13 protein-coding genes and 1 tRNA gene are annotated in these 17,759 nt (G+C 73.5%); 9 read left to right on the plus strand and 5 right to left on the minus strand.

Going from position 1 to position 17,759, the window contains the following annotated elements; genetic code table 11:
• Nucleotides 1-388 (plus strand): 5-formyltetrahydrofolate cyclo-ligase (locus tag BI06_RS07100; RefSeq protein ID WP_043466572.1); only part of this gene is annotated, 388 nt, incomplete at its 5' end.
• A 163-nt stretch (nt 389-551) separates the two neighbouring features.
• Here BI06_RS07100 and BI06_RS07105 read toward each other — a convergent pair.
• On the minus strand, nt 552-3,272 hold the full coding sequence (locus tag BI06_RS07105; protein ID WP_030393489.1) for a penicillin acylase family protein: 2,721 nt from the start codon (nt 3,270-3,272) through the stop codon (nt 552-554).
• Nucleotides 3,273-3,593: 321 nt separating this feature from the next.
• Here BI06_RS07105 and BI06_RS07110 point away from each other — a divergent pair, with 321 nt between their 5' ends.
• From BI06_RS07110 to mscL, 4 genes are all read left to right on the plus strand, one after another.
• On the plus strand, nt 3,594-5,084 hold the full coding sequence (locus BI06_RS07110) for a potassium/proton antiporter (protein ID WP_030393490.1): 1,491 nt from the start codon (nt 3,594-3,596) through the stop codon (nt 5,082-5,084).
• Between the two features lie 339 nt (nt 5,085-5,423).
• On the plus strand, nt 5,424-6,764 hold the full coding sequence (locus BI06_RS07115) for an MFS transporter (protein ID WP_051740670.1): 1,341 nt from the start codon (nt 5,424-5,426) through the stop codon (nt 6,762-6,764).
• Nucleotides 6,765-6,879: 115 nt separating this feature from the next.
• Entirely contained in the window at nt 6,880-7,206 is a 327-nt protein-coding gene (locus BI06_RS07120; protein ID WP_030393492.1) for an FmdB family zinc ribbon protein, read from the plus strand.
• A gap of 669 nt (nt 7,207-7,875) precedes the next feature.
• The gene (gene mscL / locus BI06_RS07130; RefSeq protein ID WP_030393493.1) at nt 7,876-8,295 is read left to right on the plus strand and encodes a large conductance mechanosensitive channel protein MscL; all 420 of its coding nucleotides are present in this window, start codon (nt 7,876-7,878) and stop codon (nt 8,293-8,295) included.
• Between the two features lie 72 nt (nt 8,296-8,367).
• On the opposite strand, the gene BI06_RS07135 is transcribed toward mscL, so the two are convergent.
• Both BI06_RS07135 and BI06_RS07140 read right to left on the minus strand, forming a co-directional pair.
• Nucleotides 8,368-8,634 (minus strand): hypothetical protein, encoded by a 267-nt coding sequence (locus tag BI06_RS07135; protein WP_030393494.1) that lies wholly within the window; start codon nt 8,632-8,634, stop codon nt 8,368-8,370.
• Between the two features lie 205 nt (nt 8,635-8,839).
• Nucleotides 8,840-9,811, minus strand: coding sequence for a sigma-70 family RNA polymerase sigma factor (locus tag BI06_RS07140; RefSeq protein ID WP_030393495.1), 972 nt, complete (start codon nt 9,809-9,811; stop codon nt 8,840-8,842).
• A 397-nt stretch (nt 9,812-10,208) separates the two neighbouring features.
• On the opposite strand from BI06_RS07140, the gene BI06_RS07145 reads away from it, so the two are divergent.
• Entirely contained in the window at nt 10,209-11,084 is an 876-nt protein-coding gene (locus BI06_RS07145) for a phosphatase PAP2 family protein (RefSeq protein WP_051740395.1), read from the plus strand.
• 146 nt (nt 11,085-11,230) lie between these two features.
• Here BI06_RS07145 and BI06_RS07150 read toward each other — a convergent pair.
• Nucleotides 11,231-11,303, minus strand: a tRNA-Arg gene (locus BI06_RS07150).
• Nucleotides 11,304-11,502: 199 nt separating this feature from the next.
• On the opposite strand from BI06_RS07150, the gene BI06_RS07155 reads away from it, so the two are divergent.
• Nucleotides 11,503-13,068, plus strand: coding sequence for a glycosyltransferase family 39 protein (locus BI06_RS07155; RefSeq protein WP_082558349.1), 1,566 nt, complete (start codon nt 11,503-11,505; stop codon nt 13,066-13,068).
• Between the two features lie 120 nt (nt 13,069-13,188).
• Nucleotides 13,189-14,127 (plus strand): YhjD/YihY/BrkB family envelope integrity protein, encoded by a 939-nt coding sequence (locus tag BI06_RS07160; RefSeq protein WP_030393498.1) that lies wholly within the window; start codon nt 13,189-13,191, stop codon nt 14,125-14,127.
• 52 nt (nt 14,128-14,179) lie between these two features.
• Here BI06_RS07160 and BI06_RS50410 read toward each other — a convergent pair whose 3' ends face one another.
• Complete coding sequence (locus tag BI06_RS50410; protein WP_051740402.1) at nt 14,180-16,531, minus strand: D-alanyl-D-alanine carboxypeptidase; 2,352 nt, start codon at nt 16,529-16,531, stop codon at nt 14,180-14,182.
• A gap of 298 nt (nt 16,532-16,829) precedes the next feature.
• On the opposite strand from BI06_RS50410, the gene BI06_RS07170 reads away from it, so the two are divergent.
• Entirely contained in the window at nt 16,830-17,585 is a 756-nt protein-coding gene (locus tag BI06_RS07170) for a GPP34 family phosphoprotein (RefSeq protein ID WP_030393500.1), read from the plus strand.
• Nucleotides 17,586-17,759 lie beyond the last annotated feature (174 nt).

The following is a 17,759-nucleotide window of genomic DNA, read 5'->3' on the forward strand; positions in this document are numbered from 1 at the left end:
GCTGCGGGCGCGCGGGCTGCGGGTGCTGCTCCCGGTGCTGCTGGCCGACAACGACCTGGACTGGGCGGAGTACGCGGGGCCGTCGGCGCTGGCCCCGGCCGGGCGCGGCCTGCTGGAGCCGGTCGGCGGGCGGCTCGGCCCCGAGGCGGTGACCGGGGCCGGGCTGGTGCTGCTGCCGGGGCTGGCGGTGGACCGGCGGGGGCTGCGGCTGGGGCGCGGCGGCGGCTCGTACGACCGGGTGCTGGCCCGGCTGGAGCGGGCCGGGGCGCGGCCGGTGCTGGCGGTGCTGCTGTACGAGCACGAGCTGCTGGAGCGGGTGCCGGCCGAGCCGCACGACCGGCCGGTGGACCTCGCGCTGACCCCCTCCGGTGCCCACCGGCTGGGGTGAGGTCCGGCCGCGACCGGGGCGACGGGCGGGCTCGGGCGCGGCAGAAGGCCCAGCAGAGGGCCCAGCAGAGGGCGCAGTAGAGGCCGCAGCAGAGGGCGCAGCAGAAAGCCCCGCGCCCCCGGACGGATCCGGGGGCGCGGGGCTTCGACGCGGCGGGCGGGCCTCAGCCCGCGGTCAGCGTCAGCTTGTGCTTGGTCGCCCGCTCGACCGCGTCCGGCGAGAAGGACCAGCTCAGCAGCTTGCCCTTGAGCCAGAGGTCGGTCTGGTCGTTGTAGTTCTCGTGGAAGGCGTGACCGGAGGCACCGCCGACGATGATCCAGCGCGAGGCGTCGAGGTCGTTGAGGTCGACCACCATGCGCATCGAGGGGATCCAGTCGACCTGGTACCCGGCGGCCGCGTTCCAGCCCGCCGCGTCGACCGCCGCCGAACCGCCGGAGAGCCGGTAGGGACCCCGGTTGAGCAGCTGGTGGACGACACCCGAGGCGATCGAGGAGCTGTCCGAGCCCATGGTGCGCTCCCGCAGCTCCAGCTTGTGCAGCCGGCCCCAGCTCCAGGTGGTGATGTCCTTGGTGAGCAGCGAGGTGAGCTCCTGGCGGGCGTTGGTCATCGCCTCGCGCAGCAGGTTGTCCAGGCCCTTCTGCTCCTTGTGCTGGGAGTCGATGTACGTCCACCAGCCGCTGTCGGGCTTCTCCAGCTGCTGCCGGACGACCTCGTTCCAGCGGTCGCCGCCGTCCGGCTGGGCCTTGGCCGGGTCACGGGTGCCGCACTCGGTGACGATCTTCGACTTGCTGTCCGGCCTGGTCGGGTCGATCTGCTGGCGGACCAGCAGGCAGTTCTCCTCGGCCCGCAGGTCGGCCGGGAACTTCTGGCCGAAGGCGAGGGTGAGCAGCTGGCGCCAGACGCCGTTGTAGTAGGCGGCGGCGGCCGAGTCGGCGTCCTGGTGGAAGTTCCAGTCCTTCAGCAGGTCCTGCGCCTCGCGCACGTAGGGGTCGTCGACCTCGACCTTGAGCAGCATCGGGACCAGGGTCTTGGCCAGGATGCTGGTGTTGTCGAGCTGCATGTCCTGCATGTCGTCCGGCGAGATCTTGCCGTTGTTCTTCAGCCGGGCCTCCAGCTGGTCGGTGATCTCCTTGGCTCGGGTGCCGTACTCCCAGTCGGTGGTCAGCGCGGGCTTGTAGCTCGGGTCGACCACGGCCTGGTTGGCGGTGACGATGTAGCCGCTGCTCGGGTTGAGGCTCCAGGGCATGGCGCTGAACGGGACCGGGTCCTTCTTCCACTGGTAGGCGGAGTCCCAGCCCGGCGCCGGGTAGCGGCCGTCGCCCTTGCCGCGCACCGGGATGTAGCCCGGGGCCTGGTAGCCGATGTTCTTGGCGTCGGCGTAGACGAGGTTCTGCGACGGGACGGTGAAGTCGGCGGCGGCCTTCTGGAAGTCGTCCCAGTTCTTGGCCCGGTCGAGCGCGAAGACGGCGTCCATGGTGCGGCCCGGGATCAGCGCGGTCCACTGCAGGGCGACGCCGTAGCCGCCGGTGCCCCGGTCCGGGGCGGAGGCGCCGTTGGGCGCGTACTTGCCGACGTTCTGCTGCTCGGTGCTCGGGTCGGAGATCAGCGGGGCGCCGGTCTCGGTGGTGCGGACGGTGATGGTGCGGTCCTCGCCCCCGGCGACCTTGATGGTCTCCTTGCGGAGCTCGAACTTCTTCTCCTTGCCGTCGACCAGGTAGGTCTCGGGGCCGGTCACCTTCTCCAGGAAGAGGTCGGTGACGTCGGCGCCGAGGTTGGTGAAGCCCCAGGCGATGTCCTTGTTGTGGCCGATGACCACACCGGGCATGCCGGCGAAGGTGAAGCCGGAGACGTCGTACTGGCAGGTCGGCGAGACCGTCCGGCAGTGCAGGCCCATCTGGTACCAGACCGAGGGCAGGCCGGGGCCGAGGTGCGGGTCGTTGGCCAGCAGCGGCTTGCCGGTGGTGGTGTGGCTGCCGGCCACCACCCAGGAGTTGGAGCCGATGCCCTGGCCGTTGCGGCCGAGCAGCTCGGGCAGCGCGTCGATCCGGTCGGTGACGCCCTTGAGCAGCGCCGAGGTGGCGGCGGCGCCCTGGGCGGTGCCGGCGGCGGTCCCCTGGGCGGCCGGGGCGGAGCCGTCGGCCGGCTTGTAGGAGGTGCCGTTGACGGTGCCGGTCTTCACGATCGTGCCGTTGCGCGCGTACGGGTAGTCCGGGTACAGCTCGGCGATCTTCTCCGGGCTGAAGTCCTGGGCGAGCAGCGAGCGGTCGATCTCCTCCTGGAGGTTCCCGGAGAGGTCCCAGGCCATCGCCTTGAGCCAGGCCACCGAGTCGACCGGGGTCCACTGCTCGGGCTTGTAGTCGCCGTTGACGACACCGAGCACGCCGTACTCCACCGAGGCGGCGGAGCCGCCCGGGTGCTCGGCGAGCCAGGAGTTGACCCCCTCCGCGTAGGCCTGGAGGTTCTTCTTGGTGTCGGCGTTGAGAAGGGTGTCGAACTCCTTCTGGGCCACCTGGCGCCAGCCCATGGTGCGGATCATGGAATCGGTGTCGACCTGGCTGTCGCCGAACATCTCGGAGAGCCGGCCCGCGGTGATGTGCCGCCGGACGTCCATCTCCCAGAACCGGTCCTGGGCCTGGACGTAGCCCTGGGCGCGGAAGAGGTCCTCGGAGCTGTCGGCGTAGAGCTGGGGGATGCCGTTGGCGTCCCGCTTCACGTCGACCGGCGCGCTCATGCCCGCCACCTTGACGCTGCCGTCGACCTCCGGGAAGGACGCGCGGACCGCGGCCACCCCCCGGTAGCCGCCGTAGCCGGCGCCGGCCACCAGCAGTACGACCAGCACGATCACGATCAGACGGGCGCGCCGGAACTTTTTCGAGCGGGGCATCTGGGTCCTTGCGGTCCTCACTGGGGGGCGGGCGGACATGTCAAGGGCACGGGGCCGTGACAGGGCACCACATTAGGCCGACTCGGCTGGCGGCCGTGCACGGGGGACGCTCACGGTGGGATCGGAGGAGGTCAGAAGGCGGTCGGAAGGAGGCCGGGAACAGGCCGGAAGCGCGGGCTCGAGGGAACGCGTGGCCAATGAACCTAAAGATATGGCAAAATGTTAGACTGAGTAACGATCCGCAAGGGGAGTAATTGGCACCCCAGGTCGCCACCCCTGTCGGGACCCCGTCCGCCCCCGCCACGTCCGAGGTGCCCCTGCGTGAATGTCGACCACCTGAACCAGCTGCTGCTCGAGTTCTCCGTGATCCTGCTGATCGCGGTGGTCGCCGTGCGCGTGTCCACCAAATCCGGCCTGCCCAGCCTGCTGATCTACCTCGGCATCGGGGTGGCGCTCGGCCAGAACGGCCTCGGCATCTCCTTCGACAACGCCGAGCTCACCCAGGTCCTCGGCTACGCGGCCCTGGTGGTGATCCTGGCCGAGGGCGGCCTCAAGACCAACTGGCGCGAGGCCAGACCCGTCATGGGGGCCGCCACCGTGCTCGCCACCGTCGGCGTCGCGATCAGCGTCTTCGTCACCGCGGCCGGGGCCCACTGGCTGGTCGGCCTGGACTGGCGCACCTCACTGCTGCTCGGCGCGATCGTCTCGTCCACGGACGCCGCGGCCGTCTTCTCGGTACTGCGGACGGTGCCGCTGCCGCGCCGGCTGACCGGTCTGCTGGAGGCCGAGTCCGGCTTCAACGACGCGCCGGTGGTCATCCTGGTCGTCGCCTTCGCCGCCGTCGGCGAGCCGGACCCGTGGTACGTCCTGATCGGCACGATCCTCGCCGAGCTGGCGATCGGCCTGGCGGTCGGCCTCGCGATCGGCAAGCTCGGCGCGTACGGCGTCAAGCGCGTCGCCCTGCCGTCCTCCGGCCTCTACCCGATCGCGGTGCTGGCCCTCACCGTGCTCGCCTACGCCGGCGGCGCGCTGCTGCACGGCTCCGGCTTCCTCGCCGTCTACGTCACCGCGGTGATCCTCGGCAACGCCAAGCTGCCGCACGGCCCGGCCGTCCGGGGCTTCGCCGACGGCCTGGCCTGGATCGGGCAGATCGGCATGTTCGTGCTGCTCGGCCTGCTCTGCGCCCCCGAGTCGATGGGCTCGGCCGTGGTGCCGGCGCTGGTGATCGGCGCGGTGCTGGTCTTCGTCGCCCGGCCGCTCTCGGTGGTGCTCACACTCACCCCGTTCCGGCTGCCGCTGCGCGAGCAGGCCCTGCTCAGCTGGGCCGGCCTGCGCGGGGCGGTGCCCATCGTGCTGGCCACCATCCCGATGGTGGCCGGCGCGCCGATGGCCCAGGACGTCTTCAACATCGTCTTCATCCTGGTCGTGGTCTTCACCCTGCTCCAGGGGCCGACCCTGCCCTGGGTCGCCAAGGGCCTGCGGATCGGCGACGGCTCGATGGGGCAGGACCTCGGCATCGAGTCGGCGCCGCTGGAGAAGCTGCACGGGCACCTGCTGTCGGTCGCGCTGGCGCCGGACTCCCGGATGTCCGGCGTGGAGATCGGCGAGCTGCGGCTGCCGACCGGGGCGGCGGTCACCCTGGTGGTGCGGGAGGGGAGCAGCTTCGTGCCCGACAAGGCGACCGTGCTGCGCGGCGGGGACGAGCTGCTGGTCGTCACCACCGACGCGGTGGGCGAGGCGGCCGAGCGGCGGCTGCGGGCCGTGGACAAGGGCGGCAAGCTGGCCGACTGGCTGCACGGACGTGGGACCTGAAGGTCTCGCGCGGAGTTCACCTTGACTTAACAGGACAACTTTGGATCCGTCCTGTAGTGTCGAGTCGAGCGCGACATCTACGCGCGTATAACCATTGTTTGCTGACACACCACACCCCAGCATCTGCCTGAAGCAGAGTTGGCGCGACCGCTCGGCGGCCGCGGCCCGGACCCGGCCCACCGCCGGACCGGCCCGGTAACTACCCCGGTCGACGCGCGAGAGGACGACTCTCGGCGCCGTCGGGGCCACCCCATGCCCTGCCGCGCTACCAGGCAGCAGGAAGGACCGACCGTGACGGCCCGCCGAACGGTCGAGAGCGTCGAGGACGCCGAGAATGCCATGGCCGAGGCTGACGCCACGGGCGACGCCGGCAGCACGGGCAGCGCGGACACCGCGCCGGCCCGGGTCGGCTACGGGGCCCTGCTGCGCACTCCCGGGGCCTGGACGTTCCTGACCCCCGCGCTCCTCGCGCGGCTGCCCTACGCGATGCTCAGCATGGGAATCCTGCTGCTGGTCAAGGACACCCACGGCTCCTACGGCACCGCCAGCACGGTCGCGGCGGTCGCCGCCGTCGCCCAGGCGCTGATCGGCCCGCAGACCGGGCGGCTCGCGGACCGGTACGGCCAGGCCGCCGTGCTCGTCCCGACCGTCCTGGTGCACGCGGCCTCGGTCGGCGCGCTGATCGCGCTCGCCCTCGGGCACGCGCCGGCCTGGAGCCTGTTCCTGGCCGCCGCCCCGGCCGGTGCGAGCGTCCCGCAGATCGGCGCGATGGTGCGCGCCCGCTGGATCTCCACCTTCACCGCCGAGGGCGCCTCCGCCTCCTCCGCCGCCAAGGTGAGCACCGCCTTCGCCTTCGAGTCCGTGACCGACGAGTTCACCTTCGTCGTCGGCCCGATCCTGGCCGCCGCCGTGGCCACCTCGGTCAACCCCTCGACCGGGCTGATCGCCGAGGCCGCGCTGACCCTGGTCGGCGGTCTGGCCTTCGCGGCCCAGCGGCGCACCGCGCCCGCCCGGGTGGTGCGCGAGCCCGGCGTCCGGCAGGCCTCGGCCCTCGCCTCCCCCGGCGTCCGGCTGCTGGCCGCCACCTTCCTGGGCGTGGGCGCCGTCTTCGGCGGCCTGCAGGTCTCGGTGAACGCCTTCGCCGACTCGGTCGGCCGGCCGGGCGCCGCGGGCACCGTCTACGGCATCTTCGCCGGCGGCTCGATGCTGGCCGGCGTGCTGTACGGCATGGTCGCCTGGCGGCGGTCGGTCCAGCAGCGGATGGTCATGAGCTACGGCCTGCTGGTGCTGGGCTGCTCGACCCTGTGGGCGATGCCGAACCTGGTCGCGCTGTCGGTCGCCGGGCTGGTCTGCGGCCTGGCCATCGCGCCCACCCTGATCAGCGGCTACACCCTGGTCGAGACGCTGGTCGAGGACGGCGCCAAGACCGAGGCCTTCACCTGGCTGACCGGCGCCATCGGCCTGGGCCTGGCGACCGGCGCGACGGCGGCCGGGCGGCTGATCGACGCGCAGGGCCCGACGGTCGGCTTCCTGGTGCCGGTCGCCGGTGCCGGTCTCGGCCTGATCGCCCTGCTCTCGCTGCGGGGGCTGCTGGTACCGGCCGGAACCCGCAGCACGGTGGTCGCCGGCTCGGTGGAGCGCGGTGCGCCCGCCGGGCTGGTGGGGGCCGTCAAGGGCTGACCCCGGGGCCAGAACCGACTCATCTCACATTCGAGTCGCTGGACTGATCCTCCGGAATGCCGCATCATTGAGGATCGTTAGCACTCATCAGGCGAGAGTGCCAGGAGGAAGACAAGTGCCCACGTACCAGTACCAGTGCACCGAGTGCGGCAACGGCCTGGAGGCGGTGCAGAAGTTCACCGACGAGCCGCTGACCACGTGCCCCGACTGCCAGGGACGGCTCCGCAAGGTCTTCTCGGCGGTGGGTGTCGTCTTCAAGGGCTCCGGCTTCTACCGGACCGACAGCCGCTCCTCCTCCAGCAGCTCGGTGGGATCCGGCTCGTCGTCGTCCTCTTCGTCGACGTCGGCCTCGGGCTCCTCGTCGGGCTCGTCCTCGTCGGGCTCCTCGGGTTCGTCGGGGTCCTCGGCCCCCGCGGCCAGCCCCGCTCCGGCGGCCGGCTGACCTTCTGCCGGGTCGCGGCAGCAGCTTCTCGGACGGCCCGCCGTTCCCGTTCTCCACGGGTGCGGCGGGCCTTTCGCGCGTTCTGCGGCGGGTGTCCCGGGGGCGGGCGTTTCGGGGCTGGGGCGTTTCGGGGGCAGGGCTTTCGGGGGCGGGTGTCCCGGGGGCGGGTGTCCCGGGGGCGGGTTCTGTCAGCGCCGGGCGGGTCGGTTCACCCCCGCGGGTGGGTCCCGTTGTCCACAGGGCCGGGTTTTCCACAGGTACGGAAAAGGGAGTTCCGGCGGTCGCGCGGGCGGCCCAGAGTGGGCACCGCCAGCCCCGAACCCGACCCGTGGAGGTACCCGTGCGTACCGCTTCGCCCGCCCTGTCGCCCCGTCCGCTGCCGATCCCGCCGCTGCCCGCGCCGACCGTTCCGCCCCGGCAGCCGGTGCCCTCCTTCCCGCCGATCGGAGGCCGGGCCGGTCTGCGCGGCCGGCTCCGACAGCTGCTGGCAGCCGGCCCCCGGGTGCCGGCCGTGCTGCTCTTCGCGATGGCGGCCGCACTCGCCCTCGGACCGGCCTGGGCGGACCCGCGGACGCCGGAATCGGCACCGCCGGTCGGCCGAACGGGTTGTCCGGCGGAGGGGGGAGGAAATCACCCGTAACCGAGGAACGACTTCGTCGTTCACGCGGCATGAAGGGCTTCAAGGAATTCCTGCTGCGCGGAAACGTCGTCGACCTGGCCGTCGCCGTAGTCATCGGTGCGGCTTTCACCAGCATCGTCAACGCCTTCGTCAAAGGCGTCATCAATCCGATCGTCGGCGCGTTCGGGGCCAAGGACCTCGCGTCCTACAGCTCCTGCATCAAGGGGCCCTGCGAGGTGACCGCCGCCGGTGAGGTGACGTCCGGAATCCTCATCCTCTGGGGCAGCGTGCTCAGCGCGGCCCTGCAGTTCCTGATCACCGCCGCCGTCGTCTACTTCTGCCTCATCCTGCCGATGACCAGGTTCACCGCCCGGCGCAAGACCCTGGCCGAGGTCCAGGCGGAGGCCGAGGCCAAGGAGGTCCTGCTGCTCACCGAGATCCGCGACGCCCTGGTCACCCGGGCCGCCTGACCCCTGGCCCGTCCGAACCCCGCCGCGCCACGCCCCGTCCCGCCCGGGGCCCGGCGGCCCCTCCCCCTCGGATCAGTCCCCGTGGTGCGGCGGGCGCTGGCTCAGGTACCAGTCCAGCCCCCGTCCACCGCTCTCCCCGGCCCCGGGGCGCTCGCCCCACCCGGTGTCGGTGTCGTCCCGGGACTGCCGGTCCAGCGGGTCCCCGAAGATCAGCCGGGCCTTCGCCGCCGCGTCCGCACCCGGCTGTGCCTTGGGGGCGGCCTGTGCCGGCCCGCTCCCCGCCCCTGGCCCGGTACCGGGCTGCGTGCCCGGTCGGCCGTCCGTCGCGTCCTTCGCCATCGTCTCCTCCACCGCTCTCGCCGTCCCCGCCGCTGTCCGCCGTCGCCCGCCCCTGCCCACCAAGCCTAGAAGGCCCCGGAGCGGCCCGGGGACGAAGGTTGGCCCGGCGCGGACCGCTCCGCACCGGGCCCACCGGGCCGTCCCCGCCCCCGTACCCACCTCCGGCCGCGCCGCCCCGCGCGCCCCACGTCTCCGTAGACCTCCGCTACGCGGCCTCGAAGCCCGCATGGTCGGCGATCTTCTTCAGCTCCGCCAGCGCGTGCTTCTCGATCTGGCGGATCCGCTCACGGGTCAGCCCGTGCTGCTTGCCCACCTCGGTGAGGGTGCGCTCGCGGCCGTCCTCCATCCCGTAGCGGGAGCGGATGATCGATGCCGTCCGGTCGTCCAGCCGCCCGATCAGGCCGTCCAGCTCCTCACGGCGGAGCATGACCATCACGGCGTCCTCGGGGGACGTCGCCCCGGTGTCCTCGACCAGGTCGCCGAACTGGGTCTCGCCCTCGTCGTCGACCGACATGTTCAGACTGACCGGGTCGCGCGCCCAGTCCAGCACGTCCTTGATCCGGGTCTCGGTGGTGTCCAGCTCGGCCGCGATCTCGGCCGGCTCGGGCTCACGGCCCAGCTCCTTCGACTTCTCCCGCTGCACCCGCCGGATCCGGCCCAGCTCCTCGACCAGGTGGACGGGCAGCCGGATGGTGCGCGACTGGTCGGCGATCGACCGGGTGATGGCCTGGCGGATCCACCACGTCGCGTAGGTGGAGAACTTGAAGCCCTTGGCGTAGTCGAACTTCTCCACCGCGCGGACCAGGCCCGCGTTGCCCTCCTGGATGAGGTCCAGCAGGGGCAGGCCGCTGCGCGGGTAGCGCCGGGCGACGGCGACCACGAGACGGAGGTTCGACCGGATGAAGACGTCCTTGGCGCGCTCGGCGTCCTCGGCTATCGCCTCCAGCTCCTCGCGCTGGACGCCCTCGGGGAGCCCGCCCTCGTCCAGCAGATGCTGGGCGTACACGCCGGCCTCGATCCGCAGCGAGAGCTCGACCTCCTCGGCGGCATCGAGCAGGGGCGTCCTGGCGATCTCGTCGAGATACATGCCGACCAGGTCACGGTCGGCCTCGAAGTTGGTCGGGCGGGCCGCGCGAGTCCGGTCGGCCCTGTCGCGAACGACGGCACGGGTGGCCATGCTTGCTCCCTTTGCTGGTGTTGCCGAGGTCTGGGCTGCCTGCCCCCAGGAGGGCACGATGTGCGGGCCCCGAGGGGCTCACACGTAACGATCCAACGAACAGATTCCGGACAACATTCCCAAGTCGCTCAGATTCTTCCAGGGATGCAGTATCCTGCGAGATTTATCCCCGATTCCGAACGGAGGGTGACAGCGCGAGCACCGCGGGTGCCGTTCCGGGACCGTTTCGGCGCACCCCGCGCACGGCCCCCGCCAGGCACAACCCCGCCGGCGCCGGGCGCGTTCCCGCGCGGACCCGCGCTCCCGCACCGGCGCACGCAGGTTCTCCGCACAAAAGATGCCAAATCGCTATCACCGCAGCGCACGCTCGGCGCAGGCGGCTGGGAAGGTGTCAGCCATGCACCTGACCAACAGCTCGCCCACCATCACCGCGCGTGATCGCCACCTGCTCCGGCACGCGGCACTCGCGGTCTGTTGCGCCGGACTGTTCGCCGCCCTCGCGGCCCTGGTGCAGACCGGCTGGGGCCCGCTCGCCCGGTTCGACCGCGAGCTCACCGGCGATCTGCACCGCTACGCGGCCGATCACACCGTGTGGACCGCCTCGGTGCAGATGTTCTCCGACATCGGCGGGACGATCACGATGCGCAGCGTCCTCGGCGCCGTCGCGCTCTGGCTCTGGCTGATCGGCGCCCGGACGCTGGCCGGCTGGGTGGCGGCCCAGACCCTGATCGGCTGGGGCGGCCAGTGGGTGCTGAAGCTCTCCTTCGGCCGCCACCGGCCGGCCTTCTCCGACCCGGTCGCGCACGCCGACGGTCCCTCCTTCCCCTCCGGGCACGCGATGGCCTCCGTGATCACCTGCGCGGTGCTGGTCGGCCTGCTCTGGCCCCGGGCCCGCCGCGCCGGCCGGACCACCGCCTGCACGACCGCCGCACTGACCGTCCTCGCGATCGGCGCCTCCCGGGTCTTCCTCGGTGTCCACTGGACCACCGACGTCCTGGCCGGCTGGCTCGCCGCCGGAATCGTCCTCGGCGCCGTCACCGTCCTCGTCGAACTCGCCCGCCCCGGCGCCCTCGCCCGCGACTTCCGCCGGGTGGACTGGCGCACCCGCCCCCGCGTCCAGCGGGTGCTCGTCTCCTCCGCCCGCCCGCCCCGCGACACCGACCCCTCGGACGATCCCGCGGACGACCTCCCGGACGCCCCCTCCGACAATGCCCCCGTCGCCGGACCCGCCGCCGACCCCGTCCCCGACCGCCCCGACGGCCTCCTGCGCTGAGGACCTTCCGCGCCGCCGATCCACCGCGCCGACGGGACCGGGCCGACGATCCACCGGGCTGACAACCGCTCACCGGAACGCCGCGGGCCCCCTCGGTCGTGACCGAGGGGGCCCGCGTACTACGTCGTCCGCCGGAACCGGCGCTGTGCCCCAGGCAGGATTCGAACCTGCGACACCGGCTTTAGGAGAGCCGTGCTCTATCCCCTGAGCTACTGAGGCGGGGGAAGACCGCTGACAGCCTAGCGGATCGCCGGGGAGGGTTGGGCGGGGACGGGCCCGGACGGACGGGCCGACGGCGGGTCAGCGGGGCCGGGGGTGGCCCGACCTGCGGAGGGGCCGCCGGATAGCCTGGGAGGACGGGACTCGGCGGCCCTCGGCCCCGGGCCGTCCGGCCGGTGGACAGAGGCGGGGGCGGCAGATGGTGACGGACGAGCGGTGGTACGGGAGATCCGTCCGCCGGGCGGCACGGGTGGCCGGACCGGCCACCTGGCTGGTCCCGGCGCTGGCGATGCTGGTGGTCGGCGGCTACCGGCTGGGGACCCCCACCCTGTGGCGGGACGAGGTGGCGACCTGGACGTCCGCCGTCCGCCCGCTCGGTGAACTGCTGCGGATGCTGCAGCACGTCGACGCCAGCAACGGCACCTACTACGTCCTGCTGCACGGCTGGATCACGCTGTTCGGCGACTCGGTCACGGTGCTGCGGCTGCCCTCGGTACTGGCCATGGCGGGCGCGGCCGCGTTCACCGCGCTGGTCGCCGCACGCCTGTTCGGCGGCCGCGTCGCGGGCACCTGCGCCGGACTGCTCTTCGCGACCGTGCCACTGGTCTCCCGGTACGCGCAGGAGGCCCGCTCCTACGCGCTGGTGACCTGCGCCGTCGCGGCCGCGACCTGGTTCCTGCTGCGCGCGCTGGACCGGTCGACGCCGTGGCGGTGGATCGCCTACGGCCTGGCGATGGCCGTGGCCGGCGCCGCGCACCTGGTCTCCCTGAGCGCCCTGGCCGGGCAGGCGGCGCTGGTCGCGCCCCACCTGTGGGGGGCCCGCGGCCCGGACCTGCGGCGGCTGCTCGTCCGCCTGGCGGCGGTGATCACCGCCCTGGTCGTGGCGGTGCTGCCGGTCGCGCTGCTCGGCCGCCAGCAGTCGGAGCGGCAGCTGGGCTGGCTCGCCCGGCCGAGCGTGGACCAGCTGTGGCACTTCGGCGAGCCGCTGTTCGGCTCGGCCCGGGTGTTCGACGTCTTCCTGGTGCTGACGGTGCTGGCCCTGGTGCTGCCCGGGCGGCGCGGTCCGGCGCTGCGGCTGCTGCTGCTCGCGGTGCTGCCGGTGCTGGCGGTCTGGGTGCTCTCGCGCGGCACCACCTCGTACTTCCTCGACCGGTACCTGCTGTTCACGGTCCCGGCCTGGGCGGCGCTGGCCGGCTGCGGGGTCGGCGCCGTGTACGCGGCGGTGACGGCCGCGGCCAAGCCCGGCCGGACCAGGCCGGAGCTGCGGGCGGCGGGGCTGGTGCTCGCGGTCGGTGTGGTGGCGGTGACCGGGGTGACGGCGCTGCCCCGGCAGTCGCTGGTGCGCTACCCCGGCTCGCACGCGCAGTCCAAGGAGCCGTACCAGGAGGTGGCCCGGCTGATCACGGCCGGCTACCGGCCCGGGGACGGACTGGCCGTGCCGATCGGCGGGCAGGCCTGGTCGATGGTCGGCCCCGGTGTCTCCTACTACCTGCCGGACGGGATACGGCCGTATCCCCTGTTCGTGGCGAGCGGGGCCGTCCCGGCCGGGGACCTCTTCCCGATACCGTGCCCGAAGCCCGCCGACTGCACCGGGTCCGGGACCCGCACCTGGCTGGTCGTGCTGGGCGACACCACCGATCCGCTCGCCGAGGTGCCCGAGGGCGAGGCGGCCGCCCTGCGGGGCCGGTTCGGCCCGCCGCAGCAGGTGACGCCGCTGGGCGGGATGACGCTCGCGCTGCTGGAGGGGGCCGGCGCCGGCCGCTGACCCCCTCCCGCGGCACCGGCCGGCCGGGCCGCAGATCCGCGGGGCGCGGGGCGGCCCGGATGCGGCGCGCCGGGGCCCGGGCGACCATGGATCACGGCGACCAGGTCGGGAGGACCGTCCGTGAGCGAGCAGCCGAGCGAGCAGCCTCCCGAGCGGCGGACCCCTCGGCCGGAAGGTCCGGCGCCCCGGCGTACGGACCGGTGGAAGCAGCGGTCGACGGCCCTGGCCGGTTCGGCGCGCGAGCTGCCCCAGCAGGTCCCGCTGGTGGGCCGCGCCCTGCGCCAGCTGTTCCGGGTGAACCTGCTGGACTGCGCGACCCGGCTGGCCGCACAGGCCTTCCTGAGTGCCCTGCCCGCGCTGTTCGTGATCTCGGTGTTCACCCCCGCCGCCATCCGGGACGGGCTGGTGCACTCGCTGCGCAAGGAGCTGGGGCTCCAGGGCGCGGCCGCGCAGTCCGTCCAGCAGCTGCTCGGGACCGGCCACCAGGACGACACCAGCTTCGGGGTGATCGGCGCGCTGGTGACCCTGCTCTCGGCGACGGCGCTCAGCCGGGCCATGCAGCGGGTCTGCGAGCGCTGCTGGGAGCTGCCCAAGTCGGGCACCAGGGTGGCGGCCTGGCGCTGGCTGGTCTGGCTGATGGTCTGGCTGGTCTGCCTGGTGTGCCAGACCCCGGTCCGGGAGGGCTTCGGCCTGGGCGCCTGGCTCGGCGTCCCACTGACCTTCCTGGGGGCGACGGCGCTCTGGTGGTGGACCCAGCACCTGTTGCTGGGCAACCGGGTGCGCTGGCTGCCGCTGCTGCCGGGGGCGGTGCTCTGCGGGGTGGCGGTGGTCGGGGTCGGGGTGGCCTCGCGGGTCTACCTGCCGAACGCGATGACCCGCAGCATCGGCCAGTTCGGCCCCTACGGCGTGGTGTTCACCTCGCTGTCCTGGCTGATCGTGGTTTTCACCGGGGTGACGCTGGCGATCGCGCTGGGCCGGGTGGTGGCCGAGGAGGAGGTCGTCGCCGAGTTCCTGGGCTCGCGCACCGAGCCGGGCCGGTGGGGCGGACGGCGCGCCTGAGCGCGTCCCGCCCCGCCGGCCGGCCCAGCGGGTGTGCCCGGGCCGACGGGCCTCAGAGGGCCCGGGTCAGCCGGGACAGGATGGACGGCGGGGCGAGGTCGGACTTCAGCACGACCGGCACCTCGACCTTGTTGGCACCCTCACCCGACCGCAGCACACCGACCTGGGTCCCGGCCGTCACCCGGTGCCCGACCTTCTGCGGGTCCAGCACCAGGGTGCCGGTGATCCCGGGGAAGCCGGCCACCGAGAGGTCCTGCGCGGCGACGACCGGGACGGAACCGCCGAGGCCGTCGTCGATCCGGCCGACCACGTCGCCCTGCTTGGCCAGGGTCTGACCGGTGAGCCCGTTCTGGGCCGCCTGGATCTGCTTGGCGCTGACGCTCTGCACCACCTTGAGGATGCTGGGCTCGGCGGTGGTCGCCGGCTGACCCAGGGTGACACCGAGGATCAGCCGCCGCGCACCGGCGACGTCCTTGAACGCGGCCCACATCAGGCAGCCGCCGGCCGGGGTGCTGGAGCCGGTCTTGACGCCGATGATGCCGTTCTTGGGCGAGATCAGCGTGTTGGTGTTGGAGATCTTCTGGTTGTTGAAGGTGGTGTCCGGGGTCGACACGATCTGCCGGAAGATCTCGTCCTGCATCACCTGCTCGGCCAGCTTCAGCTGGTCCTTGGCCGTGCTCCTGGTCTCGGCGTTGAAGCCGGCCGGGTCGGTGTAGGTGGTGTTGGTCATGCCGAACGCGGCGGCGGTGTCGTTCATCTTCTTCACGAACGCCTCCTCCGACCCGGCGTCCCAGCGCGCCAGCAGCCGGGCGACGTTGTTGGCGGAGGGCAGCATCAGCAGCTCCAGCGCCTGGTACTGGCTGAGCTGCTGCCCCTCGGTCAGGGTGACCCGGGACTCGTCGACGTTGCCGGACTCCTGGGCGGCCTGCTTGTCGACGGTGATCTTCGGACCGCCCTCGCCCTTCTTCAGCGGGTGCGCCTGAAGGATGAGGTAGGCGTTCATGACCTTGGTGACGCTGGCGATCGAGGCCGGGGTCTCCGGGCCCGAGCTGCCCAGGCTGCCGACCCCGACCACCCCGGCGGCCGACTGGCCCTTGGCGGGCCAGGCCAGGTCGAGCGGGTCGCCGGGGAAGCCGAAGCCGCCGGCGGCGGTCATCCGCACCTTGGTGTCCGGCAGCGGGCGGAGCAGCTGGGCGGTGACCACCGCGCCGAGGACGACGGCGAGGAAGACCGTCCAGATGGTGATCCGCTTGAGCGCGCGGCGCAGCGGCGAGACCGGCCGGCCGTTGAGCGTGGCCAGTACGTCCATCGCCTCGGAGGTGGACTCCGGGAAGGGCAGCGGTGCGGGTTCGGGCTCGGGCAGTGGCGCCGGTTCGGGCAGGGGCAGCGGTTCGGGGGCGGGCGGCGGCGCGGGGGCCGGGGCGGGGCGCGGCTCCGGGGTCGGCCCGGGCTCGGGCTCGGGCACCGGATCGGGCTCGGGCTCGGGCGGCGGCTTCGGGGCGGGAGGCTTCGGGACGGTGCCCGCGGCGGCGGGGAGGCGCAGCATCCGGGTGCGTTCGGCGTCTTCCCGCTTCTCGAACTTCTCGGCCCGCGCGGCCGCGGCGGCCGACTCGGTCGGCCCTGTCGGCTCTGTCGGCTCGGTCGAGTCGGTCGGCTCTGTCGACTCGGTCGGCTCGGTCGCCGGGGACGGGGAGGGGGACGCCGGCTGCCCGTCGGTGTCCGCGTCGCTCCCGGCGGGTTCCGCCTCGGACTCGGACTCGGCCTCGGCCTCGGCCTCGGTGCGACCGGCCGCGCCGGCGGACCCGGCCGCCGTCGTCGGCGCCGTCCGAATGGCGAGACGGGGGTCGGCGCCGGTCGGGCGTTCCGGCGTGCCGGACCCGGCCCCGTCGGCCTTCTCCGCCCGCTCGGCCGAACCGATCGCGGTGGCCCCGGACGGCCGGCCCGGCTCCTTCGGCAGGCGAAGTGCGGTGGTGGCGTCGTCGGACGACAGGCGCAGCGCCGTGGTCGCGTCGTCCGACGGCATCCGCAGCGCGGTGGTCGCCTGGTCCACGGGCATCCGCAGCGCGGTCGTCCGGGTGTCCGAATCCCGGACGCGCAGCTGCACCGTGGCGGGCTTGGCCGGCCGGCCCGATCCGCCGTCGGCGAGGTCCGGGGCGCCGTCCGACCCACCGGACGGGGCATCGCCCGAGTCGGCGGACGGGGTGGCGGACGGGGCGTCGACGGTGTCCGCGGGCTCGGCGGCGGTGCCCGGTTCCGGCTCCACCGCCCCGTCCGCCACCGCGTCCGCCGCCCGGTCCACCGTCGGCGCGGCCGCCTCCTCGGCCGCGGCGGGCCCGGCCGTTCCGCCGTCCCGCTCCCGCGCCCGATCGCCGTCCCGCAGCACCCTGTCGGGGGACTCGCCCACGTAACCCAGCCTCCTCAACGCCCGGCGGGGCACCGGCCGACCCGATTTCGGGAAGCCGGTACCCCGCCCCGTGTACCTGTACAGTCTCCGCCACCGGCGACCGATCCGGTCGCCCACACCCCGCCCGACCGGCGGTTATTACCGTGGCACGGCCGCACCGCGGCCTGTTCAACGGTCAGACGCCGGGCCCGCCACGGGCGGTTCCCCCGGTCGATCGCAAGGTCACGATTCGGAGGCGTACTCGACAAGCCCGTGTGAGAGGCGTCACGCTGTTTCCCATCCACGCGGGGAGGCTTGGATGGGCAAGAGCCGCAGAACTGTTCCCGAGGAACTCTTGCTGCTCGCTTTGGACCCGGCCACGGGCACCACTGCGCAGCCGCAGACCCTCGACCTCGGACTCGCCGGGGCACAGCTGGTCGAGCTGTCCCTGGCCGGACGGATCGTTCCTGAAGGTGACCGGATCGCCGTGGTGCTGCCACGGCCGACCGGTGACCCGACACTCGACCACGCGCTCGAGCTGCTGCGACGACGCGGCAGCCCGGTCCGCGCCACGCACTGGATCGGCGGGCCCCGGCTGGGGCTGCGGCAGACCTACCTGGCACACCTGGAGCGCTGCGGCATGGTGACCGCCGTGCCCGGTCAGGTGTGCGGGGTGCTGCCGACGATCCGCTACCAGGCGTCGGACGACTGCACCAACGCCGCGATCAAGCAGCGACTGGACACCGCGATCCGCACCGGCGTGCCGCCGGACCCGCGGACGGCCGCGCTCGCCGCCCTGGCGCACTCGGTCGGTCTGGGCAAGCACCTCTACCCGGGCAACGAGGGCCGGTCCTCGCGGTCCCGGTTGCGCGATCTGATCCGCTACGACCCGCTGGGCGGGATGGTCGCGCACGCCGTGATGGACGTGCAGAACGGCCTGCCGAGCCAGCAGAACCGTTCCGCCCAGGCAACTGCGGCGCCGTCGGGCTCGGGAGGCCGGGCCGGTCAGCGCTCGGCGGCCGGGCGCGGCAGCGGCGGAGGCCGGGTCGCGGCATCCCGCGTCGGCGTCCGCTGAGGCTCCCGCCGAGGCCGGACGCCCGCCGAGGGCCGCACCGGGGACCGCACCGAGGGCCGCATCGGGGCCCTCGCCAGGACCCGGGTCCGGACCACCGTCCGGATCCTCGTCCGGGCCCCCAGCTCGGCCCGCGGTCCCGCGGGCACCCGAACCACCCCGTGCGCCGAGCGCGCA

The organism is Kitasatospora sp. MBT66 (genome assembly GCF_000710405.2).
GTDB classification, from domain to species: domain Bacteria; phylum Actinomycetota; class Actinomycetes; order Streptomycetales; family Streptomycetaceae; genus Kitasatospora; species Kitasatospora purpeofusca.